Annotated in this window: 20 protein-coding genes; 13 read left to right on the forward strand and 7 right to left on the reverse strand. The window is 66.7% G+C overall.

What is annotated here, in order from left to right:
• Window positions 1-43 precede the first annotated feature (43 nt).
• The 6 genes from D579_RS0104540 to D579_RS0104565 all read right to left on the reverse strand — a co-directional run bounded on the left by D579_RS0104540 (window position 44) and on the right by D579_RS0104565 (window position 9,043).
• A complete protein-coding gene (locus D579_RS0104540) occupies window positions 44-3,934 on the reverse strand; it encodes an AAA family ATPase (protein WP_018951238.1) in 3,891 nt (1,296 codons plus the stop codon).
• A 154-nt stretch (window positions 3,935-4,088) separates the two neighbouring features.
• Window positions 4,089-4,580 carry a hypothetical protein gene (locus tag D579_RS0104545; protein WP_018951239.1) on the reverse strand — a complete coding sequence of 164 codons (492 nt, stop codon included), beginning with the start codon at window positions 4,578-4,580 and terminating at the stop codon, window positions 4,089-4,091.
• Between the two features lie 175 nt (window positions 4,581-4,755).
• The gene (locus D579_RS0104550) at window positions 4,756-5,019 is read right to left on the reverse strand and encodes a hypothetical protein (RefSeq protein WP_018938726.1); all 264 of its coding nucleotides are present in this window, start codon (window positions 5,017-5,019) and stop codon (window positions 4,756-4,758) included.
• Window positions 5,020-5,036: 17 nt separating this feature from the next.
• Window positions 5,037-6,443, reverse strand: a complete 1,407-nt coding sequence (locus tag D579_RS0104555; protein WP_018951240.1) for a deoxyribodipyrimidine photo-lyase — start codon at window positions 6,441-6,443, stop codon at window positions 5,037-5,039.
• Window positions 6,443-7,990: a cryptochrome/photolyase family protein gene (locus tag D579_RS0104560; protein ID WP_018951241.1), complete on the reverse strand. Its 1,548-nt coding sequence runs from the start codon at window positions 7,988-7,990 to the stop codon at window positions 6,443-6,445. Before D579_RS0104560 ends, D579_RS0104555 begins: the two co-directional genes overlap by 1 nt.
• Before the next feature lie 45 nt (window positions 7,991-8,035).
• Window positions 8,036-9,043, reverse strand: a complete 1,008-nt coding sequence (locus D579_RS0104565) for a MerR family transcriptional regulator (RefSeq protein ID WP_018951242.1) — start codon at window positions 9,041-9,043, stop codon at window positions 8,036-8,038.
• Window positions 9,044-9,176: 133 nt separating this feature from the next.
• Between D579_RS0104565 and D579_RS0104570 the strand changes: the two genes are divergently transcribed.
• Both D579_RS0104570 and D579_RS0104575 read left to right on the forward strand, forming a co-directional pair.
• On the forward strand, window positions 9,177-11,066 hold the full coding sequence (locus D579_RS0104570; RefSeq protein ID WP_018938730.1) for a thioredoxin domain-containing protein: 1,890 nt from the start codon (window positions 9,177-9,179) through the stop codon (window positions 11,064-11,066).
• A 288-nt stretch (window positions 11,067-11,354) separates the two neighbouring features.
• On the forward strand, window positions 11,355-12,683 hold the full coding sequence (locus D579_RS0104575) for a DUF3422 family protein (protein ID WP_018951243.1): 1,329 nt from the start codon (window positions 11,355-11,357) through the stop codon (window positions 12,681-12,683).
• 30 nt (window positions 12,684-12,713) lie between these two features.
• On the opposite strand, the gene D579_RS0104580 is transcribed toward D579_RS0104575, so the two are convergent.
• Window positions 12,714-13,526, reverse strand: a complete 813-nt coding sequence (locus D579_RS0104580) for an inositol monophosphatase family protein (RefSeq protein WP_018951244.1) — start codon at window positions 13,524-13,526, stop codon at window positions 12,714-12,716.
• 160 nt (window positions 13,527-13,686) lie between these two features.
• On the opposite strand from D579_RS0104580, the gene D579_RS0104585 reads away from it, so the two are divergent.
• The 11 genes from D579_RS0104585 to ndk all read left to right on the forward strand — a co-directional run bounded on the left by D579_RS0104585 (window position 13,687) and on the right by ndk (window position 21,811).
• Entirely contained in the window at window positions 13,687-14,424 is a 738-nt protein-coding gene (locus D579_RS0104585; protein ID WP_018951245.1) for an RNA methyltransferase, read from the forward strand.
• A 57-nt stretch (window positions 14,425-14,481) separates the two neighbouring features.
• On the forward strand, window positions 14,482-15,309 hold the full coding sequence (cysE, locus tag D579_RS0104590) for a serine O-acetyltransferase (RefSeq protein ID WP_019568247.1): 828 nt from the start codon (window positions 14,482-14,484) through the stop codon (window positions 15,307-15,309).
• A gap of 58 nt (window positions 15,310-15,367) precedes the next feature.
• Complete coding sequence (locus D579_RS0104595) at window positions 15,368-15,880, forward strand: Rrf2 family transcriptional regulator (RefSeq protein ID WP_018145989.1); 513 nt, start codon at window positions 15,368-15,370, stop codon at window positions 15,878-15,880.
• Window positions 15,881-15,886: 6 nt separating this feature from the next.
• Window positions 15,887-17,110, forward strand: a complete 1,224-nt coding sequence (locus D579_RS0104600) for an IscS subfamily cysteine desulfurase (protein WP_018145988.1) — start codon at window positions 15,887-15,889, stop codon at window positions 17,108-17,110.
• Window positions 17,111-17,164: 54 nt separating this feature from the next.
• Window positions 17,165-17,575, forward strand: a complete 411-nt coding sequence (gene iscU / locus D579_RS0104605; protein WP_018145987.1) for a Fe-S cluster assembly scaffold IscU — start codon at window positions 17,165-17,167, stop codon at window positions 17,573-17,575.
• A gap of 7 nt (window positions 17,576-17,582) precedes the next feature.
• A complete protein-coding gene (gene iscA, locus D579_RS0104610; RefSeq protein ID WP_018939093.1) occupies window positions 17,583-17,906 on the forward strand; it encodes an iron-sulfur cluster assembly protein IscA in 324 nt (107 codons plus the stop codon).
• Window positions 17,907-18,011: 105 nt separating this feature from the next.
• A complete protein-coding gene (hscB, locus tag D579_RS0104615; protein WP_018951246.1) occupies window positions 18,012-18,536 on the forward strand; it encodes a Fe-S protein assembly co-chaperone HscB in 525 nt (174 codons plus the stop codon).
• 31 nt (window positions 18,537-18,567) lie between these two features.
• The gene (gene hscA / locus D579_RS0104620) at window positions 18,568-20,451 is read left to right on the forward strand and encodes a Fe-S protein assembly chaperone HscA (protein ID WP_018951247.1); all 1,884 of its coding nucleotides are present in this window, start codon (window positions 18,568-18,570) and stop codon (window positions 20,449-20,451) included.
• A gap of 4 nt (window positions 20,452-20,455) precedes the next feature.
• Window positions 20,456-20,794, forward strand: coding sequence for an ISC system 2Fe-2S type ferredoxin (gene fdx / locus D579_RS0104625; protein WP_018951248.1), 339 nt, complete (start codon window positions 20,456-20,458; stop codon window positions 20,792-20,794).
• 14 nt (window positions 20,795-20,808) lie between these two features.
• A complete protein-coding gene (gene iscX, locus D579_RS0104630; protein WP_018145982.1) occupies window positions 20,809-21,012 on the forward strand; it encodes a Fe-S cluster assembly protein IscX in 204 nt (67 codons plus the stop codon).
• Between the two features lie 367 nt (window positions 21,013-21,379).
• The gene (gene ndk, locus D579_RS0104635) at window positions 21,380-21,811 is read left to right on the forward strand and encodes a nucleoside-diphosphate kinase (RefSeq protein WP_018145981.1); all 432 of its coding nucleotides are present in this window, start codon (window positions 21,380-21,382) and stop codon (window positions 21,809-21,811) included.
• The last annotated feature ends 85 nt before the right edge of the window (window positions 21,812-21,896 follow it).

Genomic DNA, 21,896 nt, shown 5'->3' on the forward strand with positions numbered 1-21,896 from the left:
CGAGGCGCACGGCGGCGCTGATTAAAGAATCAGCGCCGCCTTCTTAGGCGAGGCGGGGATCGCGCTGGCGGGGTTCGTCGGGGTGCGGGCGCGGGATGATGCAGTGGTTGATGCGCAAGAGTTCGCGTTCGGCCCAGGATTGCACCTGGGGGTCGCTGGCGAATCGGGCGTAATCGAGCAGGGCCTGGCGTTCGATGTTGGGATTGCCCTGTTCGTGGGCGATGCTGCGCGCGCTTTCCAGGTCCTGCCAGCCGTCGTCGGCTTTCCCTTTGCTGCTGGCGAGAAGGGCGACGGCGCGCAACCGGCGGATGGCCGGTTCGAAGGCGAGATCGCCGCGCTTGCGGCAGCCTGTCAGCGCCTCGTCGGCTATTGCCAGACGCTGTTCGGCCGCGATGTCACTGGTCTCCAGGGCGTCCAGCAGGATGAGCTGGAAGATGGTGTTGACGCCATCCATGATGTGGCGCATCGCCTCGACCTGCTGTTCGATGGCCTGGTAGGCATCGGCTTGGCCCTGCCGGGCCAGGGCCCAACTCTCGAGGGTGATGCCGGCGGCGCGCCACAGCGGATAGTCGTACTCGCGGGCGATGGATAGCGCGTGGCGCGCTGCAGGCAGCGCGGATTCCGGGTCGCTGGAGTAGAAGCCGAGTACCGAGCGGAAGGCATATACGAAGGCCTCGGTAGGCCGATGGCCGAGTTGGTCTGCCTGTTGGCACGCGGCATCCATTTCGGTCCAGGCGCGCGCGTGATTTCCCAGATGGAGCAACGTCCAGGCCATGAAGCCCCGGGCGCTGATGGCCGGGTTTTCGGTATGGCGCGCCACCAGGGTTGCGTGGTCGGCGTCGCGATAGAGCTTGACCGCCCGCGTCTGGTGTTCCAGCGCCTCGGCGAAGCGGCCGGTCCAGAAATGGGTGTTGCCCTGGACATAATGGGCCGCGATGCGCAGCAGGCGGTCGCCGGAGCGCTCGGCCAGTTGCTCCATCTCCGCGGCGAGGCGATGAGCCTCCTGGAATCCATGCCAGGAGCCGGCGCCGTGCCACAGGCCCCAGAGGACGCGGAAGTATTGCACCGGGTCCTGTTCCGGGGCGGTGAGGCGCATGGCGCGTTCGAAGATATCGTTGACCGTGCGCGAACCGTAGCCCAGCAGGGCCAGGTTGGAGGCCCCCAGGCCACCCAGGGCGCGCAAGGTGTCACGTTCGTGGGTCGCCAGATCGCCGCTCGCGTGGGCCTCTGGGTGACGCTCCAGGCAGTCCAGCGCGTCTTCGAAGTAGTGCGAGGCCTCGGGCAGGATGCCGCGGGCGAAGGCGGCTTCACCGGCCTGCAGCCAGGCGTTTACGGCCTCCGGATAGCGACCGGCGTGGTAAAGGTGGTTGGCGATGCGACCCCAGTCGGCGGTCTGCATGCCATGCTCGCCGTCTTCCTGCATCAAGTCGGCCAGCTGGCCGTGCAGACGGGTGCGGTCGCTCAGCAGCATCGATTCGTAGGCCGCCTGGCGGAACAGGACGTGGCGGAAGCGATAGCGCACACCATCCACCATGCCGGCGGGTTCGATGAAGCCCTTCCCGGTCAGGCGCGTCAGCTGGCGGCGGATGGTATCGGCGGGCTGGCCGCGCAGGCGGCTGAGGATTCGGGTGTCAAAGTCGCGCCCGATGACTGCGGCGGAATGCGCCAGTTCGCGGGCACTGCCGAGCTGTTCCAGACGCGCGACCAGGAGATTGGAGAGTCCTGGCGGCAGGGTTTCGGGCAGCTGGCCGGTGCGGGCGGCTTCGAGGGCATAGCGCGTGAGTTCCTCGAGAAAGAGCGGGACGCCCTCGCCACGCTCGACCAGTTGGTCGCGCAGGCCGCTGGAAAGGCGGCCATTCGGGTCCAGACGGTCCACCAGGCCGTGTGCGGCGGCATCGTCCAGGCCGTGGAGGCGGATGTGCTCCAGCGACAGGTCGCGCCAGGAGGAGCGAAAGCTCATGCGGGCCGTCAGGATGGCCATGATCGGTCGGTGATGCAGACGCTGGTACAGGCGTCGCAGGAACTCCGAGGTACCGGAGTCCATCCAGTGCAGGTCGTCGCAGATCAGCAGGGTCGATCCATGGGCCGACCGTCGGTGGACCAGTTCGACCAGGGTGTCGATGATGCGGTCGCGGTCCAGCCCCTCGTGAGCCAGGCTCTCGGGGCCGTCGGCCTCCGGGTGGGTCAGCCAATGGGCGAGGCGTGGTGCGAGTTTGGGGGGGGTGCCCGCGATCTTGAGGGCGCCTTCGAGGCGCCGCTGGCGGGCCTCGCGCAGGCTATCCTGACCCATCCAGGTGGCAAAGGCCTGACGTACAGGCGCCAGGAGCTGCCGAGTGCGATCTTCGCGGCACTTGAGCAGGTAGCGTGAGCGAGCCTGCCCGCGGACTTGCTGGTCGAGTCCCCGGGCAAGCCGGCTCTTGCCTAGCCCGGCCTCACCCTGGACCAGCACGAAGCGGACCTCGCTGCTTTCCAGGACCTGGTCCCAGTGCCCCCGAAGCTGTTGCAGTTCCTGGCTGCGCCCGGTGAGGGGCGTGAGGTCGCGCAGGCTCTGTGCATCCACCCGGTCCAGCGGGCCGGGGTCGCCGGTGACGCGGTAGGCACCGGTACCGTCGTCGGTCGCGCGGAAGCTGAAGTATCCCGAGACACGGGCGTAGGTCGGTGCGCTGACGCGCAGGGTCCCGGGATCGGCTTGCTGCGCGCAGTCGTGGACACGGGCGGTGAGCTGGCCGGTTGGATCGGGCAGGTCGGGGTCGGCACCGGTGACGATCAGATCGCTATCCACGGCCAGACGCAGCTTGCAGTCGGCGGGGGCGGTCTCCAGCGCTTGCCAGGCGGCGTGTACGGCGTCGACGGTGGCCTCTTCGCGACCGGCCGGGTAGCCGAAATAAGCCAGCAGGCCGTGTCCCGGGGAGGGCACCACATGGCCGTGATGGCTCAGCAGGACGAAGTCGACGTGCTCCAGGGCGCGGTTCACCTGCTGCTGCTGGATCTCGATGTCGGCTTCCGCGTCGGGCTGGACATGGCAGGCCACGACGGTGACCCGACGACGTTCCGGGCGCAGGATGGCCGGTTCGGCCTCCTCGGTCTTGACGCGCTGGCTAGTGGCTTCGGCCCGCTCGGCGCCGAGGATTTCCTCGCGCGTGCGCGCCAGCAGTTCGCCGGGTGCCTTGCCGGCCTCGGCCTCGAGATGGGCATAGTGATCGAGCGCGCGCTTCGGGTGGCCGCTGGCTGCGAGGGCCTTCATCAGGAGGCGGTGCAGGGTCTCGTCGTGTGGCTCCATCGCCAGCAGGCGGTGGAGCTCGGCGAGCAGGGGTTCGCCTTCGTTGGGCTTGGCCAGTGCGACGAGGTTGTGGGTGATGAAGACGAGCAGATTTTGCCAGTGATGGTCACGCTGGGCCTGGGCCCAGGCGGACAGTTCCGGAAGATCCTGCAGGGCGCGCAGTCCCTCGAGGAAGTGCCCGCGGTAGTCGCAGACGATTGCGAGGTTCGGATGGGTGGCTGTGGCTGCGCGGCTTTCGGCAGTGCGTCGCTCGGCGGTGCGCCGCTCGGCGCGGGCACGCTCGGCAGACGCGGCGGTCGTCTCGCGGCTCTCGGCAGTGCGGCGCTCGGCGCGCGCGCGATTCAGGGTGAGGAAGTCGATGCGCGATTCAGGTTGGGGCTGGAAACGCACGTAGCGGGGTGTAGTGTCGAGCAGGGGTGGGTCGCCGGCAGGGAGTTGGCGCCGTAGCTGAAACAGCCCCTGACGCAGGTTAACCCGGGCGCTGTCGGCGTCCAGATCCGGCCAGAACAGGCGGGCCAGTTCCTCGCGCGGGATACGCCGAGGGCTCTCGGCGGCCACATAGGTGAGGAGCAGCCCGAGCTTCGTCCCGGACAGGGCGGGTATGTCACGGTCCTCCACGCGTACACCAACGGTGCCGAAGGTCGTGATTTCCATATGCGCCAAAGAGGCCTCCCCTTGTCTTGCTCGGCAGTCGTTCGCTGCCATTTGTGACCCGGTCAAATGACCCGGTGACCGTGCCTTCGGCGCGGTCCCGGGGCCGCGCCGAATGTCCGCCCGACTCGATTGTAACGGCATTCCGCGGTTGGGGTTAGTCGATGCGTATGGTCGCGTAGCCCTGGTGCTCGTAACCCATGATCGACAGGAACGTATTGCCGACCATGTGGATGCCGGGCAATAGGTCGTCTTGTTCGAGCTCGAAGCGCCGCGTGGCGATGTTGCACGCCTCCATGTGGATGCCATCCAGCTCCAGCAGGCCCTCCAGGCGCTCATGGATATGGCGCACCGCAGAGACGTCCTCGAGCTCCAGGTGATCGGTGGAGCGGGCGATCAGGCCGGCCGCCCCGCCACGGAAGGCGAAGACCATTTCCGGCTCCAGGCCCTGGCGCTGCATGTCGTCATAGGTCTCGCGGATCACGCTGAGGCGGGCAATAAGGCGTTCCGGGTCGGCAATGGTGATGTCCCAGAGGATGCGTCCCGTGTCCATGCCGGCGATGGCGCGCTGGTCGCCGGGCTTGTCGGCGAGTGCCAGGCCGGGGATCAGCAGGGTGCACATCAGGAAGGAGGCGAGAAGGCGTTGCATGGCGTTCGTCCCTTTTGCGGATGTCCTGTCTCAAGGGTAGCAGGCCAGGGCAACACTGCATGAATGACACGCATCGGTGTTTGCCCCGGTTCTGCGATGCAGGGTTCCGGGTGCGAACGTCAGGGTGGGTAATGAATGGCCGGATCGGGAAAGCGGTCCGGCCTTTGCGTGCTGCTCAGTGGCCGTGGTGGCCCTTGTGCAGGTACTCCACGCCGTCGAGGCTCTGGATCTCGATTTCTCGGACCGGGGTAAAGCGCGAGGCGCCCGGGCCCGTGATTTCCTCGGTGACACGGATGCGGAAGGGGGCCACGCAGTTCAGCAACTGGCCAACAAAGCGCTTGCCGTCGTGGGTTACACGCACGGGACTGGTCTCGTCGTAGCGGCTGAAGTTGTAGCTGACATTCTTCGGGTAGTACAGATTCTGTTCGGAAAAGGTCATGGTTGGGCCTGTCTGGGTCAGTGGTTTTTTACGGCCTCGAAGGCCTCGAGTGCGGCCTGGCGGCTGGCTTTCAGGTCCACGATCGGGGCCGGATAGCCGCGCGCACCGCCGGCGCCTGGCGCGTGAATATACCGCGTTTCGACATCCTTGAGCACGGGCACGAAGCGGCGCACGAAGGTGCCGTCGGGGTCGTGGCGTTCGCCCTGGGTTTGCGGGTTGAAGACGCGGAAGTAGGGCGCGGCATCGGCACCGCAGCCGCCGGCCCATTGCCAGCCCAGGGTGTTGGCGGCGAGATCGGCATCCACCAGGGTGTCCCAGAACCAGTGGGCCCCGTGCTGCCAGTGCAGGCGCAGGTTCTTGGTCAGGAAGGATGCGACCACCATGCGCAGGCGGTTGTGCATCCAGCCGGTCTCCCACAACTGCTGCATTGCGGCGTCGATGATCGGAATCCCGGTCTCGCCGCGCTGCCAGGCCCGCAGGTCGCGATCGGCTTGGCGCCAGGGGAAGGTCTCGAAGCGTGGGTTGAGCGGTTGCTCCGGGGTGTGCGGGAAGTGGTAGAGCACGTGATGGGCGAAGTCGCGCCAGCCGAGTTCGCGCACGAAGGCCTCGGGGCCGCCGCTGTCCGGGTGCAGGCCGGCCGCGCGCAGGGCGCGCAGGATCTGGCGCGGGGAGATCTCGCCGAAGTGCAGATGCGGCGACAGGCGCGAGGTGCCGTCCTGATCCGGGCGGTCGCGCCCCTCGGCGTAGGTGCGCACGGCGCTGTCGAGGAATGCTTCCAGGCGCTCGCGGGCCGTGGTCTCGCCCGGGGTCCAGGTGGCGCGCAGGCCGCCGGCCCAGTCGATCGCGGGCAGGAGCCCCAGCTGTTCGGGATTGAGCGAGTCGGGCCAGGCCTCGGGTCGCGGGAGCTCGGAGGGTGCGGGCAGCGGGTCGCGGTCGATACCGCGTTGCAGGCAGGCCTTCCAGAACGGGCTGAAGACCTTGTAGGGGCGGCCCTGGCCGGTCGCGACCTCCCAGGGCTCGATCAGCAGGTGGGCATTGAAGCTGTGTACTTCGATGCCGTCGGCGCGCAGCCCGGCCTTAATGTCCGGATCGCGCAGGACGATGGCGGGATCGTACAGCCGGTTCCAGTAGACGGCGGTGGCGCCGGTCTCGCGGATCAGGGCCCGCAGGGTGTCGAGGCTGGGACCGGCGCGCAGGATCAGGCGCGAGCCCTGCGCACGCAGGTCGTGGTCCAGCGCGTTGATGCTGTGGTGCAGCCACCAGTTGGATGCGGCCCCCGGTTGCCATGGGGCCTCTTCCTCCGGGGCATGGATGAACACCGGGATCACCGGGCCGCCGCGTTCGCAGGCGGCCTGCAGTGCGGGCTGGTCGGCCAGGCGCAGGTCGCGGCGCAGCCAGACGAGGGTGGGGCCGGGGCTTTGCATCAGATGCGGTCTCCCTGGGCGAGAGTCTTGCGGAGTTCTCCGGCCCGGTCGCGGATGGCTTGCAGGCGGTCGGGGTCCATCTTTTCGACGTGTTTCCACTGCAGCGCGGTGCGCGGGTGGCGGGCGAAGCGGTCGCGGTGGCGGTCGAGGAAGTCCCAGTACAGCGTGGTGAACGGACAGGCCTTGTCGCCCAAGGCCTCGGCCGGGTCGAACGGGCAGTGCGCGCAGTAGTTGCTCATGCGCTGGATGTAGCGCCCGGTGGCCACGTAGGGCTTGGAGGCCATGCGCCCATCGTCGGCGTATTGCGACATGCCGATCACGTTGGGGAGCTCCACCCATTCCACGGCATCGACGTAGATGCCCAGGTACCAGGCATGGATCGCGGCAGGCCGCACGCCAAGCAGCTGGGCGAACAAACCGGTGACCATTAGCCGCTGGATGTGGTGGGCGTAGCCCAGTTGCAGGGTCTGGCCGACGGCCTGGTGCAGGCACTGCATGGAGGTGTCGGCGTCCCAGTAGAGGGCGGGGAGCGGCTGGTCGGTCTCCAGCGCGTTCCACTCGTGCCAGGCCTCGCCAAAATGGAAGTACAGCCCGCGCACGTATTCGCGCCAGCCGAGAATCTGGCGGATGAAGCCCTCGACCGCGGCCAGCGGGGCATGGCCATCGCGCCAGGCCTGTTCCGCGGCGTCGATCACCGTGCGCGGATGGATCAGGTGCAGGTTGAGCGCAGTGGACAGGCGGGCGTGGTAGAGCCAGGGCTGGTCAGTCCACATCGCGTCCTGATAGGTGCCGAAGGCGGGCAGGCGGTGCTGGATGAAGTCGTCCAGCGCCTGTTGTGCCTGCTGCGCGGTGACGGGCCAGTCGAAGCCGTCGGCCTGGCCCGGCAGGTCCGGGAGATGCCGGGCGATGTCGTTCAGGCACTCGCGGGTGAGCGCGTCCGGCGGAAAGGAAAGGGGTGGTGGCAGCAGGCCGGGGCCGTCACGCCCGAAATGCCCGCGGTTGTCGGCGTCGAAATTCCACTGTCCACCGGCGGGCTCGTCGCCGTTCATCAGCACGCCCAGGGCTGTGCGCTGCTCGCGGTAGAAGTACTCCATGCGCAATTGCTTGCGGCCCTTGGCCCATTGGTGAAAAGCGTCCAGCGGGACCAGGAAGTGCGGATCGTCCAGGACCTCGAGCGGGATCGCCTGGTCGGCGCAGGCGGCTTGCAGCTGGCGCAGCACGCGGTGTTCGCCCGGCTGCAACACGCGCACGTTTTGCGGTTGGAGGTGTTCGAGGTCGGCGCGCAGGGCGTCGTTCAGGGTCTGCTCGGGGCGTTCCCCGAGGTGGCGGTAATGGACGGAAAAACCGTCATCCCGGCGTTCCCTGGCGAAGTGACGCATCGCCGACAGGAACAGCGCGGTCCGCGCGATATGCGACGGGACATGTCGGGATTCTTCGGCCACCTCGGCCATCCAGAGGCGATCCTGCGTCGGGTCCAGTCCCTGCAGACCGGGGTGGTCCGGGGCCAGCTGGTCGCCGAGCACGACCAGAAGGGTGCGCACGGCCACGGGCGAGGTGGAATCGGGCACGGGGCCGGCGCGGGTGGAGCGGGGTTAGTCGGGCAGGTGGCGCGAGAGGCGAGCGGCGGCCTCCAGCGGAGGTCCGGGCAGGACCTCGATCTCGCGACCGTGTTCCATCTGCGACAGCTCGAGGGCGGCCGAGCCGGCGAGATAGCAGGGCGGGCCGGACTGCTTGAGGATCGCCTCCACCCGCGGAAGCTCGGGGCTGCGCATCAGCTGCGAGGAGCCATGGATGATCATTGCCGGCGCGCGCAGGCGGCGGATCAGCGTGTCGAGGCCCTCGGGACTGGTGGCATCGAACAGGGGCAGGGTCTTCATGCCGCGGCGTGCGCAGGCGAGCTGCAGCAGCATGCCCCCAACCTGCTGGTGGCCGCCGCCCAGCACCAGGCAGGGGTAGGACGGCTCGTCGCAGGCCCGTGTGGCCGAGCGCAACTGATCGGCGAAGGCCGCGGTGGCCCAGGCGGCGAAGATGGCCAGGCGAACCTCGCCTTCGGCACTGTGGCGGGATTCCTCGCGCAGGCGGCGATAAACCTCCAGAAAGGCGCTTTCATGCACGCCGTCCCAGCCGTGCCGCATGACCAGCCGGGTGTAGATTCGATCCAGCTCGTCGGCATTAAGGTTGGCCACCGAGGCATACAGAGCCTCGGCGATCGGATCCATGGTGTGGGGGGCGATCCCGGGGCCGGGGCTGGCGCGGCGTTCGCTGGCGGCCTGGGGCCAGGTGTCATCGGCTTCGGGTGATTCGGCCCTGGCGGTGCCGTGTGCGGACTCGTCATTCAGTACGCGATGGACCTGCGAGACCGGGATGCCCTGTTCGAGCAGTTCCATGATCCGTTTGATGCGGGCGATGTCACTCTGGCTGTAGAGCCTGTGACCCTTGGGGGTGCGCATCGGCCGGATCAGCCCGTAGCGGCGCTCCCAGGCTCTCAGGGTGACGTCGTTGATCCCCGTCTCCGCGCACACGTGGCGGATCGGGTACAACCCTTCTTCGTCTTGAAGTTCGATGTGCGTCGCGCTCGCCATGAAATAATTGTACGACATTTGTACATCGCATGTACAAGGGGGGGGGTGATGCACGATGCGATCCGCGTGATTCCGGGAAAGGGAATGAACCTTCCCTGTCTGCGCGTCCCAAAAGGGTAGCAACCTTTTCTAGATGCTGCTGGAGACCCGCATGTATGCAACCGTCGGAAACCGCTGGATCGGGATGTATGTCCCGTTGTTGCTTGTGGCACTGGCTGCACCCGGTGCGGCTCAAGCCAACCCGGAGATGGCCGACAGTGTGTCACCGTACCTGCGTCTGCATGTGGACGACCCGGTTGAGTGGCGCGCCTGGGATCCGGCGTTGCTGGAAAAGGCCAGGGAAGAACAACGCCCGCTGCTGATCTCCAGTGGCTACTACTCCTGCTTCTACTGTCACGTGATGCAGGAGGAGAGCTTCAAGGACGACGGTATTGCCGAACGGATGAACACGAACTTCATTCCGGTGAAGGTGGATCGCGAGGTCAATGGGGCGCTGGACAGCTATCTGCTGGAGTTCCAGCGTGCAACGGCCGGTAGTGCAGGTTGGCCGCTCAATGTGGTGGTGACCCCCGACGGTCATGCCCTGACGGGCGTGGTGTATGCCCCGCGTGACCAGTTCGCCGAATTCCTCGATGGCATCACCCAGCGCCTGGAGTCGGATTACGACCGACTGGTGGATCTCGCCCGGCGTGGGGGCGAGGAGCTCACCCAGCAACTGCGCAAGGGAGAGGAACCGCTTTCCGAGGGCCGCGCGGGCCGACTGCCGCAGGTCCTGTGGAGCCGCCTGGAGCGCGAGGCCGACGACCTTCAGGGTGGTTTCGGTAGTTCCACCAAGTTTCCCCATTCGCCCTACCTGCACGCGATGCTGGAGGCCGAGCAGGCCGGCACGGCCCCAGGCTGGGTTGCCGAGTTTCTCGAGATCACCCTGGACGAGATGGCCCACTCCGGTCTGCGTGACGTGCTGGGGGGCGGCTTCTTCCGCTACTCCGAATCACCGGACTGGAACGAGCCTCACTTCGAGGTAATGCTGGAGGATCAGGCACAGCTCGCATTGGTTTATCTGCGTGCCGGTGAATATTTCGGCCGCGAGGACTGGGTGGATCTGGGGCTCGAGAACCTCGATTTCGTCAAGCGGGACATGGCCCTGCGCGAGGATGAGACGGGTGCGCAGGCGGAGGCTGCGGAGGGCGGTTTCCGCGGGTTCGCCTCCAGCCTGTCGGCCGTGGACGATCAGGGCCGCGAGGGCGGGGCCTACCTGTGGCCGGAAGAAGATCTGGAAGCCGCACTCGCGGACCACGAGTACCCGGAGTTGGTGCGTGCCTGGTTCGGCATGGAGGGCAGCTCGGTCTTTGATCTTGGCTACCTGCCGCGCAGTGGCGCGGGGATCGAGCAGCTTGCGGAGCGTTTCGACCTGGCAGGGGACGAGGTTCGCGAGCAGGTGGAGTCCGGCCGCGAGGCCCTGATCCAGGCGCGCGAGGCGCGCGGCCTGCCGCGTGACGAGAAGGTGCTGACCGGGGCGCACGGGCTGTTGCTGTCCGCCCTGGCGGAGGCGTCGGCGCACGATGCGCGCTTCCTTGACGCGGGCGCGGCGGTTCAAGCCTGGCTGCTGGAGGTCGCCGCCGACCCGGCGGAGCTGCCGGCGCTGATGGGGCTGCCCGCCGAGCAGGCGGGCACCGCTACGCTCAACGATTACGCCTACGTCGCGCGCGGCCTGCGCGACTGGGAAGCGGCAACCGGCGAGGGTGAACATGGCCCGGCCCTGGCACTGCTGGAGGCGGCCTGGGAGCGCTTCCGCGATGGTGACGGCTTCCGTTCGGAGCCGGAGCCGCCGCTGCCGGGGATGATCTCCCAGCGTTTCCACCCGGCGGTGCACCGGCCGTCCCCGACGACCCTGATCTTCCGTCTCAGCGAGGAATGGGCCGAGGGCAGCGAGACGGTGGATGCCGCCTTCGCGGACTACGACCTGCGCCCGGGCCGCGCCATCGATGCCGACCCGGAGCAGCATGCCCGCCTGATCCTTTGGCTGCAGGAACGCGACTAACGGGTGCCGTCTGAATCGGGGTTGTTCGCGTTGCCGCCGCAGGTGTGCGCGAACTACGCTGGGTTCCCCAGGGCCATGCTGGTCGTGCAGGCGGGCAGGCTGCGGGCAGCTCGCCCGGCGAGAGGAGTGGTCCGCCCTTCGTGGTGACGGCAATCGAGGTTCGGGCGCTCTAAAGTGAAGTTGATCGGTGCGGCGTCTGGGCCAGCACGCTGTCCTTGCCGTCCATATCCACTTCCGTCAGCGTGGCCTGCCCGGGCTTCTGGAAGCCGTCTTCAGGTTTAATCCGCGATGAAAGAGAGTCCGTCCCTGCCCCCGAGTCACCCCCTGCGGGAGTCGATTCACGATGAAGTCCATGCGCGTTTCTACGAGCCGCTGGACGCCCCTGCGACTGCCTCGTGGCTGGCGCTTTTGTCGCCGCGCGACTCCGCCGAGCGCGAACGTGAACTGGTAGCGGAGCTCTGCCGTCGTTTTGGCGTGAACGAGCCGGTCCCGCAGAAGAACTTCGTCGCCTGCGATCTGGGGCCGTTTCGCTTGCGCTGGGAACGCCACAACGAGTTCTCCACCTGGTCATTCTTCGTGACCGGAGAAGCCTTCAGCGACCCGTTCGCCGACCCGGCGATCAACCGCGTGCCGGCCGACTGGCTGAGCGAGCTGCCAGGGAGCACCATCGCCGCGATCCATCTGGCGCTGGAGTCGCGTGACATGCCGGAGCGATCCTTCGAGAAGCTGGAAGCCGTATTCGCTCCGCATCCCATTGTCGGCAACGGCGTGGCTGGCGGGGATGGCCTGGTATGGACCGATTTTCGGGTCCACGAGGACGGTTTCTCCCGCTTCCTGGTGCGCGATGTCGATCTCACCCGGCGTGAGGCCGGGCGTATCGCCCAGCGCCTGTTCGAACTGGAGACCTACCGGCTGCTGGCCCTGCTGGCGCTCCCGCTGGTCCGCGAGCTGATGCCGGAACTCGACGAACTCGAGGGCCGGCTGAACGACATTAACGACGAGATGGCGGGGATCACCGAGCAGTTCGCCGCATCGGACCGCGAGCAGCAGTTGCTGGCGGTGCTCTCCGACCTTGCATCCGACGTCGAGCGCCTGAGCAGCTATGCCGGCAGCCGTTTCCACGCATCCCGCGCCTATGCCTCGCTGGTGAGCAGGGGCGCTGAGGAACTGAGAACCAAGCGCATGCCGGGGTTGCAGACCCTGTGCGAATACCTGGGCTGGCGCATGGATCCGGCCATGGGTACCTGCGCGTCGCAGGCGGAGCGGCTGGAGGTGCTGTCCACGCGCATCCACCGCACCGGATCGCTGTTGCGCACCCGGGTGGACGTGGCGCTGGAGCGGCAGAACCGTGACCTGCTGAGCTCGATGAACCGGCGCGCCGACCTGCAGTTGCGCCTGCAGCGGACAGTGGAAGGGCTTTCGGTGGTGGTGATCAGCTACTACCTGACCAGCCTGGTGGCCTACCTGTTACGTGGGCTGGACGAGGTGGTTGCGTTGCAGTTACCGGTGAACATGGCCATCGGAATGGCGGTGCCGGTCGTGGTCGCGGGGGTGTGGTTGTCCCTGCGGTTGATGCGCACGCGCATCGAGCGCAAGGTCAGGCGTGGCGGGGGCTGACCCCCGGCGCCCGGGGCGGGCGCGAGGCCTTCATTGGTCGGAGCGGGAGGTGGCTTCCTTTTCGGCCTTGTGCAGGCGCTGGAGCATGGCCTTGAGGACCTTCGGGTTGCCGGCGACGACGTCGCCGCGGCGCATCACGTCCGGGTTGCCCTGCCAGTCGCTGACCACGCCGCCGGCTTCCTGCACGAGGAGCAGGCCCGCGGCCATGTCCCAGGGCTGCAGGCCCATCTCCCAGAAGCCGTCGAAGCGCCCGCAGGCGACCCAGGCCAGGTCCAGTGCGGCCGAGCCGGGGCGGCGTATTCCGGCAGTGCCCGGGACCAAGTGGCGCAGGCTGCTCAGGTAGCGCTCCAGGTCCTGGCCCTCGCGGAACGGGATGCCGGTGCCCAGCAACGCGCCGTTCAGGTCCTTGCGTTCGGAGACGCGGATACGGCGACTGTTGAGGAAGGCGCCGGCGCCGCGCGTGGCGGTAAACAGCTCTTCCTTCAGCGGGTCGTAGACCACCGCCTGCTCCAGCCGGCCCTTGTGTTTCAGGGCGATGGAGATGCCGTACTGCGGGATCTCGCGCAGGTAGTTGGTGGTGCCATCCAGCGGATCGATGATCCAGACGAAGTCGGCGTCGCTGCCGCTTTGTTCGCCGCCTTCCTCGGCCATGATCGAGTGGTCGGGGTAGGCGCGGCGCAGGGTGCTCACGATGGCCTGCTCGGCGGACAGGTCGACATCCGACACCCAGTCGTTACGGGCCTTTTCGCGGGTGTTCATGCGATCCGGCCGGCCCCAGGCGCGGGTGGTGATGCGTCCGGCCTCGCGGGCCGCCGATACCGCCGTGTTCAGCATGGGGTGCATGGGGTGTCTCCTGGTGTTCTTCGGGGTGTCCGGCGGGCGCGCGCACGCGCCGCGGGAAGGCCGCGAACAATACACAAGCCGCTCTTTTTTGGGAAGTCGAGAGCCCCCCTGTGTACAATCCGCGAGCTTTGATGCGGGCATGGCAACGGAGACTCCACGAATGGAAGAACGCCTGAACCGGGTGCGCGTCGTGCTGGTGGGTACGACGCATCCGGGCAACATTGGGTCCGCCGCACGTGCGATGAAGGCCATGGGAGTGACGGATCTGGTGCTGGTGGCGCCGGAGCGGTTTCCGCATGCCGATGCCACGGCGCTGGCGTCCGGGGCGGATGACCTGCTGGCGCGGGCGCGCGTGGTGGATGATGTGGCCGCCGCGGTCTCCGACTGCGTGTGGGTGGTGGGTACCAGTGCCCGGCTGCGCACCCACTCGGTACCAGTGCTGGGCCCGGACGTGGCGGCCGGGCAGGCGCTGGAGAACGCGGCCCTGGGCCCGGTGGCCCTGGTTTTCGGACGTGAACACAGTGGTCTGACCAACACCGAGCTGGATTACTGCAACGCGTTTGTGCAGATCCCGACGGTGCCGGATTTCAGCTCCCTGAACCTGGCCGGCAGCGTGCAGGTAATGACCTACGCGCTCCGCATGGCGGACCTGACCGGAATGGATCCCGGGCAGGCGAGTGCGGCAGGGGAGGCACGCGACCCGCTCGCGACCCAAGACGAGATGGAGGGTCTGTTCCGTCATTTCGAGCAGGCCCTGACGACCATCGAGGTGCTCGACCCGGACAATCCGCGCAATCTGATGCGGCGCTTGCGGCACCTCTATATGCGCGCCGGACTGACCGGCAGCGAGGTGCGCATGCTGCGCGGTATATTGACGCACACGGAAAAGGGCCGCTGAGGGCGCCGGAAACCGGCGTGATAACCTAGCGGATGACTCGGGAATTGAGGCCGGCCCATGTTTGACAGGATGCGCGAGGACATTCGCTGCGTGTTTGACCGTGACCCGGCGGCACGCAACGCCTTCGAGGTGCTCACCGCATACCCCGGCCTGCATGCGCTGTGGTATCACCGCCTCGCGCACTGGTTGTGGAACCACCGGATGCGCTGGCTGGGGCGCGTGATCGCGAACTTCAGCCGCTGGGTGACCGGCATCGAGATCCATCCGGGGGCGACCCTCGGCCGACGGTTCTTTATCGATCATGGCATGGGGGTGGTGATCGGCGAGACCGCCGAGGTCGGCGACGACTGCACGATCTACCACCAGGTGACCCTGGGCGGCACCACCTGGGAAGGCGGCAAGCGCCACCCGACGCTCGGCAACGAGGTGGTGATCGGTGCGGGTGCCAAATTGCTGGGCCCGATCCACGTGGGCGACCACGCGCGCATTGGCTCCAACGCAGTGGTGCTGAAGGATGTTCCGGCGGAGGCGACCGCGGTCGGCATTCCCGCCCGGGTGCTCGGCCCGCGGCCCGAGCCCGATCCGCGCTTCCAGCAGATGGCGGACCGCATGGGCTTCGATGCCTACGGCCTCTCGCGGGACATGCCAGATCCGGTGGCCAACGCGATCCACCGCATCGTGCAGCGCGTACACGACCTGGACGAGCGCATGGAACGGGCCTGCCAGGCGCTCAAGCGCGCCGGTATCGATCCGGGCGAGGCCCTGGGCGAGGACGATTCGGGCCCGCTGGAGGCCTGTGATCTGGAAGGTCTGGAGCCGGACGAGTGCGAGGTTCCGCCGAACGTGGCGCCCCAACAAGAACGTAAACAGCAAGGGAATACTTGATCGTTTTGCTCGGGTATTGCTAAGCTTGCCGGCAAATGACTGACAAGTGCACTCAACCATGAAACTGACGACCAAAGGCCGGTACGCCGTCACCGCCATGCTCGATGTGGCGATGCACACCCGCAACGGGCCGGTATCCCTGGCCGAAGTGGCGCGGCGGCAGAAGCTTTCGCTGTCCTATCTGGAGCAGCTTTTTTCCAGGCTGCGCCGCAAGGGGCTGGTGAACAGCAGTCGCGGGCCGGGCGGGGGCTATGCCCTCAGCCGTGAACCGGAGGGGATCAGCGTGGCCGATATCGTGGTGGCGGTGGACGAGCCGGTGGACGTCACCCGCTGCGGCGGCAAGGCCAACTGCAATTCGGATTCGCGCTGCCTGACGCACGACCTGTGGACCGATCTGAGTCAGCAGGTCTATGACTTCCTCAGCACCCGCTCGCTGGCGGATGTACTGCAGCGCCATCGGGAACAAATGGAAAAAGACGGCGTGCAGGAGGTCGTGATGCACGGCGCCCCTCTGCAAGCCTCGACCGGAAAAAGCCATGCGACCGCCAAAGCGGCCGCGGAAAGGAGCTAACGCGCAATGAGTGACCTGAAACTGCCGATCTACCTCGATTATTCCTCGACCACGCCGGTTGACGAGCGCGTGGCCGAAAAGATGGCCGGCTGCCTGACCAAGGACGGCCTGTTCGGCAATCCCGCCTCGCGCAGCCACAGCTTTGGCTGGAGCGCGGAGAAGGCGGTGGAGAACGCTCGCGGCCAGGTCGCCGAGCTGGTGGGCGCCGATCCCAAGGAAATCATCTGGACCTCCGGTGCGACCGAGGCCGATAACCTGGCGATCAAGGGTGCCGCGCACTTCTACCAGCGCAAGGGCAAGCACATCATCACCGTGAAGACCGAGCACAAGGCCGTGCTCGACACCACGCGTCAACTTGAGCGCGAGGGCTTCGAGGTCACGTACCTGGGTGTGAAGGAAAACGGCCTGATCGACCTGCAGGAGCTGCAAGACGCGATGCGTGACGACACCATCGTGGTCTCGGTGATGCACGTGAACAACGAGATCGGCGTCATCCAGGACATCGAGGCGATCGGCAACCTTTGCCGCGAGCGCGGGATCGTGTTCCATGTGGACGCGGCCCAGTCGACCGGGAAGGTCGCAGTCGACCTGTCCAGCCTGCCGGTGGATCTGATGAGCTTCTCTGCGCACAAGACCTACGGTCCGAAGGGCATCGGCGCGCTGTTCGTGCGCCGCAAGCCGCGCGTGCGGATCGAGGCGCAGATGCACGGCGGCGGCCACGAGCGTGGCATGCGCTCCGGCACGCTGGCACCGCACCAGATTGTCGGCATGGGTGAGGCCTTTGCGCTCGCCGGTGCCGAGATGGGCCCCGAGCTGGAGCGCATCCGCATGCTGCGCGACCGTCTGTGGACGGGTCTCGACGGCATGGAAGAGGTCTATCTGAACGGCGATCAGGAACAGCGCGTGGCGCACAACCTGAACGTCTCCTTCAACTTCGTCGAGGGCGAGAGCCTGATCATGGCGCTGCGCGACATCGCCGTGTCCTCCGGCTCGGCCTGTACCTCGGCGAGTCTGGAACCGTCCTACGTCCTGCGTGCCCTGGGCCGCAACGACGAGCTGGCCCACAGCTCCATCCGCTTCTCCATCGGTCGCTATACGACGGTGGAAGAGGTCGACCACACGGTCAAGATTGTGCGCGCCGCGGTCGCCAAGCTGCGCGAACTCTCGCCACTGTGGGAGATGTACCAGGACGGCGTCGATCTGAGCACCGTCGAGTGGGCGGCCCACTAGGGGTCCGCTCGACACCACTAACGCAACGCGTACACACGCAACAGGAGAACGGTCATGGCTTACAGTGACAAGGTTCTGGACCACTACGAAAATCCGCGCAACGTCGGCAGCTTCGACAAGAACGACGACACGGTCGGCACCGGCATGGTCGGTGCCCCGGCCTGCGGCGACGTGATGAAGCTGCAGATCAAGGTCAACGACGACGGCATCATCGAGGACGCCAAGTTCAAGACCTACGGTTGCGGTTCGGCGATCGCTTCCAGCTCGCTGCTCACCGAATGGGTGCGTGGCAAGACCCTGGAAGAAGCCAGCCAGATCAAGAACACCCAGATCGCCGAGGAACTGGCGCTGCCGCCGGTGAAGATCCACTGCTCGGTGCTGGCCGAGGACGCAATCAAGGCGGCCGTGTCCAACTACCAGGAGCGCCACGGCGAGGCCGCGGAAGCCGAGAAGAAGTCTGCCTGAGGGTGCTATGTCGATTACAGTGACCGAACCCGCAGCCGAAAGGATCCACAACTTCCTCGACAAGAGAGGCAAGGGCGTGGGCGTGCGGCTGGCTGTCAGGACGACCGGCTGCTCCGGCATGGCCTACGTGGTGGAGTTTGCCGACGATATCGAGGACACCGATACGGTGTTCGAGGATCGCGGCGTGAAGCTGGTGGTGAATCCGAAGTCCCTCGTGTACCTCGATGGCACCGAGCTCGATTTCGGCAAGGAAGGCCTGAACGAAGGGTTCAAGTTCAATAATCCGAACGAGAAGGCCCGATGTGGCTGTGGTGAAAGCTTCAGTATCTGACTGACGATCGCATCCGGGGTGGTGCATGGCGGCCGATTGCTGGTCGTCGTCCCACCCCTTTTCTTTTGTCAGTGCGTCGCCAGTGCTTCCCGAGGCCGAGAGTTGATGAACGACCCATTCGAGCAGTTCGACCTGCCGGTCGCCTTCGAGGTGGACCGGCAACAGCTGGACGAGCGCTTTCGCCGCCTGCAGGCAGAGTTGCATCCGGACCGCTTCGTGCGCCAGGGCGACCAGGCCCGGCGCATGGCGGCGGCGGTGGCGGCCGACGTGAACGAGGCCTACGCGATCCTCGGGGATGACTACCGCCGTGCGCTGCACCTGCTGGAGCGCACGGGCGTGGCGTTCGACCCGGAACGCGATACCAGCCAGAACATCGAGTTCATCGAGGCGCAGATCGAGTGGCGCGAACGCATGGAAGAGGCCGCGGCGGCCAGGGATGGTGCCGCGCTGGAGGCCGCCGGCGAAGAGCTGGAGCAGGCCCGGGCCGATGCACGGGCAAAGGTCGCGGATGCCCTGAAGGACCCGGCGGCCCCGGCGCCCGAGGCCAAGGACCGAGTGCTGGAATTGCGCTTTTTCGACCGCTTGCTGGACGAATTGAAACGAACCCGACAGAACCTGGCGCGCGGTTGATCCGCGGCCATGTGAAGGAGCCGAACACCCGATGGCGTTATTGCAGATCACCGAACCCGGAGCCGAGTCCGCGCCGCATCAGCGCCACCTCGCGGCCGGGATCGACCTCGGCACGACCCATTCGCTGGTCGCCACGGTGCGTAGTGGCGAGGCGGATACCCTGCCGGACGAGCAGGGCCGGCATATCCTGCCGTCGGTGGTCCACTACGCCGCGGATGGGGTGAGCGTGGGGTATGCGGCCGCGGAGCACGCGGCGGATGATCCGCACAACACCATCGCCTCGGTTAAACGCCTCATCGGACGCGGCGCGGCGGATGTCGCGCGCCTGTCCGGCGAGCTGCCGTTCCGCCTCAAGACCGGCGAGTCCAGCGTGCCGCGGATCGAGACGGCCGCGGGTGACAAGACCGCGGTCGAGGTGTCCGCCGATATCCTTCACACCCTGCGCCAGCGGGCCGAAGCGACCCTGGGCGACGAACTCGAGGGCGTGGTGATCACCGTGCCCGCGTACTTTGATGATGCCCAGCGCCAGGCCACGCGCGACGCCGCGCAATTGGCGGGGCTGAACGTTTTTCGCCTGATCAGCGAACCGACTGCCGCAGCGGTGGCTTACGGGCTGGATCAGGGCGAGGAGAGCACCATCGCGGTTTACGACCTGGGCGGTGGGACCTTCGACATCTCCATACTGCAGCTGCGCCGCGGTGTGTTCGAGGTGCTGGCGACCGGTGGCGACTCGGCCCTGGGCGGCGATGACATCGACCGCACCATCGCCGACTGGCTATTGAACCAGGCCGGGATGGGCGGCGAGAACGACCCGCAGCGCCTGCGTCGGGTGTTGCTGGCCGCGCGCCAGGCGAAGGAGACCCTGACCGATGCCGCGAGTACTGCCGTCGAGGTTGTACGCGCGGACGGCTCCACCTGGTCCGGCGCGTTGGATCGCGAAACCCTCGTGGGGCTGGCTCGTCCATTGCTGGATCGCACCATGAAGGCCTGCCAGCAGGTCCTCGAGGATGCGGGCCTGGAGACGGGTGCGATTGACGAGGTCGTGCTGGTGGGTGGCTCCACCCGTATGCCTGCGGTGCGCGAGGCGGTGGAAGGGTTTTTCGGTCGGGTCCCGCATGCCGGGATCGATCCGGACCGCGTGGTGGCGATTGGCGCCGCGCAGCAGGCCGACATCCTGGCCGGCAACAAGCCGGATACGGAACTGCTGCTGCTGGACGTGATCCCGCTGTCCCTGGGCCTGGAAACGATGGGTGGCCTGGTCGAGTTCATTGTCCCGCGCAACACCACCATCCCGGTCTCGCGGGCCCAGGAGTTCACCACCTTCAAGGATGGTCAGACGGCGATGTCCCTGCATGTGGTGCAGGGCGAGCGCGACGTGGTGGACGCCAACCGCTCGCTGGCCCAGTTCACCCTGTCCGGCATCCCGCCGATGGTCGCCGGCGCGGCGCGCATCCGGGTGACCTTCCAGGTGGATGCCGATGGGTTGTTGAACGTGACCGCGCGTGAACAGACTCAGGGCGTGGAGGCGCATATCGAGGTCAAGCCGAGCTATGGGCTGACCGATTCCGAGATCGAGCAGATGCTGCGCGATTCGGCATCGTCCGCGCGCGAGGATATGGAGGCCCGCCGCCTGCGCGAAGAACAGGTGGAGGCCGACCGCGTGCTGGAGGCGATCGACGCCGCGCTGCAGACCGATGGTGATCGCTACCTGGAGCCGGAGGAGCGCCAGACCATCGAACAGGCGCGCGATGCCCTGCGCGCCGAACGCGAGAAGGGCGACGACCCGGACGCGATCGAGGCCGCGCGCAAGCGCGTCGAGCAGGCCTCCGAGGCCTTCGTCGCGCGGCGCATGAATGACAGCATCCGGCGGGCACTCGCCGGTCACAACGTTAGCGAATACGACGCAGGGAACTGAGAACATGCCCCAGGTAATCTTTCTACCCCACGAGGAAATCTGCCCCGAAGGCGCCTCCCTCGATGCCCCTTCGGGCATCAGCATCTGTGATCTTGCACTGCAAAACGGCATCGAGATCGAGCACGCCTGCGAGAAGTCCTGCGCCTGCACGACCTGTCATGTCTATGTACGTGAAGGCCTCGACAGCCTGGGTGAGGCCACCGAGGACGAAGAAGACATGCTCGACAAGGCCTGGGGGCTGGAGCCGGACTCGCGCCTTTCCTGTCAGGCCGTTGTGGCCGACCGCGATCTCGTGGTGGAACTGCCGAAGTACACCATTAACCAGGTCTCCGAGAACCACTGAGCGAGGGATAGGCGATGAAGTGGACTGAAACCCAGGAAATTGCGATCCAGCTGGCCGATGAGCACCCGGACGTCGATCCGCGCCATATCAACTTCGTGGATCTGCGCCAGTGGGTGATGAACCTGCCGGAATTCGACGACGACCCCGAGCGCTCGGGAGAACGCGTCCTCGAGGCGATCCAGCTTGCCTGGATGGACGAGGCCGACGTCGACGACTGACGGGTTTTTGGATCGACCACGAAGCACACGAAGAAGGGCCAGACCCTTTTTCGCCACAGAGAGCACAGAGGACACCGGGACGGGCAAGGGGCTGAAACGCCTACCCGAAGCCAGGATAGCTCACCGATGCGAAGTGGTATCCCGGCCTGTGCTTCTGTGTCGTCCCTCGACCTTCTGCGTGTCTGCGTGCGCTTCGTGGTGAATCCAGGCCGGTGACGTTGCTGCAGGGGCGTCAGGTCGCTAGACTACGCGCCGCACGTTGCGTCCGCGTCTTTTTTGCGTTGGGAACCCGCCGTTCGGCGGGTTCTCGCGTTTGCAGCCGGGCCCAGCGACCGATATTCAATCCAAGTACCAGGAGAGCCGCCCCATGGCCGTTGAACGCACCCTTTCCATCATCAAGCCTGACGCCGTTGCCAAGAATGCCATCGGCGACATCATCAGCCGTTTCGAAAAGGCCGGCCTGAAGGTCGTTGGCGCGCGCATGATGCACCTGAGCCGCGAGCAGGCCGAAGGCTTCTACGACGTGCACAAGGAACGCCCGTTCTTCAACGATCTGGTCGAGTTCATGATCTCCGGCCCGGCGCTGGTGCAGGTCCTGGAAGGCGAGGACGCCATTGCCAAGAACCGCGACATCATGGGTGCGACCAACCCGAAGGAAGCGGCTCCGGGCACCATCCGCGCCGACTTCGCTGTCTCCATCGACGAGAACGCCGTGCACGGCTCCGATGCCCCGGAAACCGCCGAGCGCGAGATCGCGTTCTTCTTCGGTGACGACGGCGTCTGCCCGCGTACCCGATAAGAGCTCCGCAGGCACTGCGGGGCCCGGCTGCACCGCGCAGCGGGCCCCGTAGGCAGGCATCCCTTCGGCACAGTACACTAGGGGA

It is taken from the genome of Thioalkalivibrio sp. AKL12 (assembly GCF_000377925.1).
GTDB lineage: Bacteria > Pseudomonadota > Gammaproteobacteria > Ectothiorhodospirales > Ectothiorhodospiraceae > Thioalkalivibrio > Thioalkalivibrio versutus.

Coding starts and splice junctions, on each gene's coding strand:
- D579_RS0104540 (WP_018951238.1), bottom strand. CDS start 3,934: ATGGAAATCACGACCTTCGGCACCGTTGGTGTACGCGTGGAGGACCGT.
- D579_RS0104545 (WP_018951239.1), bottom strand. CDS start 4,580: ATGCAACGCCTTCTCGCCTCCTTCCTGATGTGCACCCTGCTGATCCCC.
- D579_RS0104550 (WP_018938726.1), bottom strand. CDS start 5,019: ATGACCTTTTCCGAACAGAATCTGTACTACCCGAAGAATGTCAGCTAC.
- D579_RS0104555 (WP_018951240.1), bottom strand. CDS start 6,443: ATGCAAAGCCCCGGCCCCACCCTCGTCTGGCTGCGCCGCGACCTGCGC.
- D579_RS0104565 (WP_018951242.1), bottom strand. CDS start 9,043: ATGTCGTACAATTATTTCATGGCGAGCGCGACGCACATCGAACTTCAA.
- D579_RS0104570 (WP_018938730.1), top strand. CDS start 9,177: ATGTATGCAACCGTCGGAAACCGCTGGATCGGGATGTATGTCCCGTTG.
- D579_RS0104575 (WP_018951243.1), top strand. CDS start 11,355: ATGAAAGAGAGTCCGTCCCTGCCCCCGAGTCACCCCCTGCGGGAGTCG.
- D579_RS0104580 (WP_018951244.1), bottom strand. CDS start 13,526: ATGCACCCCATGCTGAACACGGCGGTATCGGCGGCCCGCGAGGCCGGA.
- D579_RS0104585 (WP_018951245.1), top strand. CDS start 13,687: ATGGAAGAACGCCTGAACCGGGTGCGCGTCGTGCTGGTGGGTACGACG.
- cysE (WP_019568247.1), top strand. CDS start 14,482: ATGTTTGACAGGATGCGCGAGGACATTCGCTGCGTGTTTGACCGTGAC.
- D579_RS0104595 (WP_018145989.1), top strand. CDS start 15,368: ATGAAACTGACGACCAAAGGCCGGTACGCCGTCACCGCCATGCTCGAT.
- D579_RS0104600 (WP_018145988.1), top strand. CDS start 15,887: ATGAGTGACCTGAAACTGCCGATCTACCTCGATTATTCCTCGACCACG.
- iscU (WP_018145987.1), top strand. CDS start 17,165: ATGGCTTACAGTGACAAGGTTCTGGACCACTACGAAAATCCGCGCAAC.
- iscA (WP_018939093.1), top strand. CDS start 17,583: ATGTCGATTACAGTGACCGAACCCGCAGCCGAAAGGATCCACAACTTC.
- hscB (WP_018951246.1), top strand. CDS start 18,012: ATGAACGACCCATTCGAGCAGTTCGACCTGCCGGTCGCCTTCGAGGTG.
- hscA (WP_018951247.1), top strand. CDS start 18,568: ATGGCGTTATTGCAGATCACCGAACCCGGAGCCGAGTCCGCGCCGCAT.
- fdx (WP_018951248.1), top strand. CDS start 20,456: ATGCCCCAGGTAATCTTTCTACCCCACGAGGAAATCTGCCCCGAAGGC.
- iscX (WP_018145982.1), top strand. CDS start 20,809: ATGAAGTGGACTGAAACCCAGGAAATTGCGATCCAGCTGGCCGATGAG.
- ndk (WP_018145981.1), top strand. CDS start 21,380: ATGGCCGTTGAACGCACCCTTTCCATCATCAAGCCTGACGCCGTTGCC.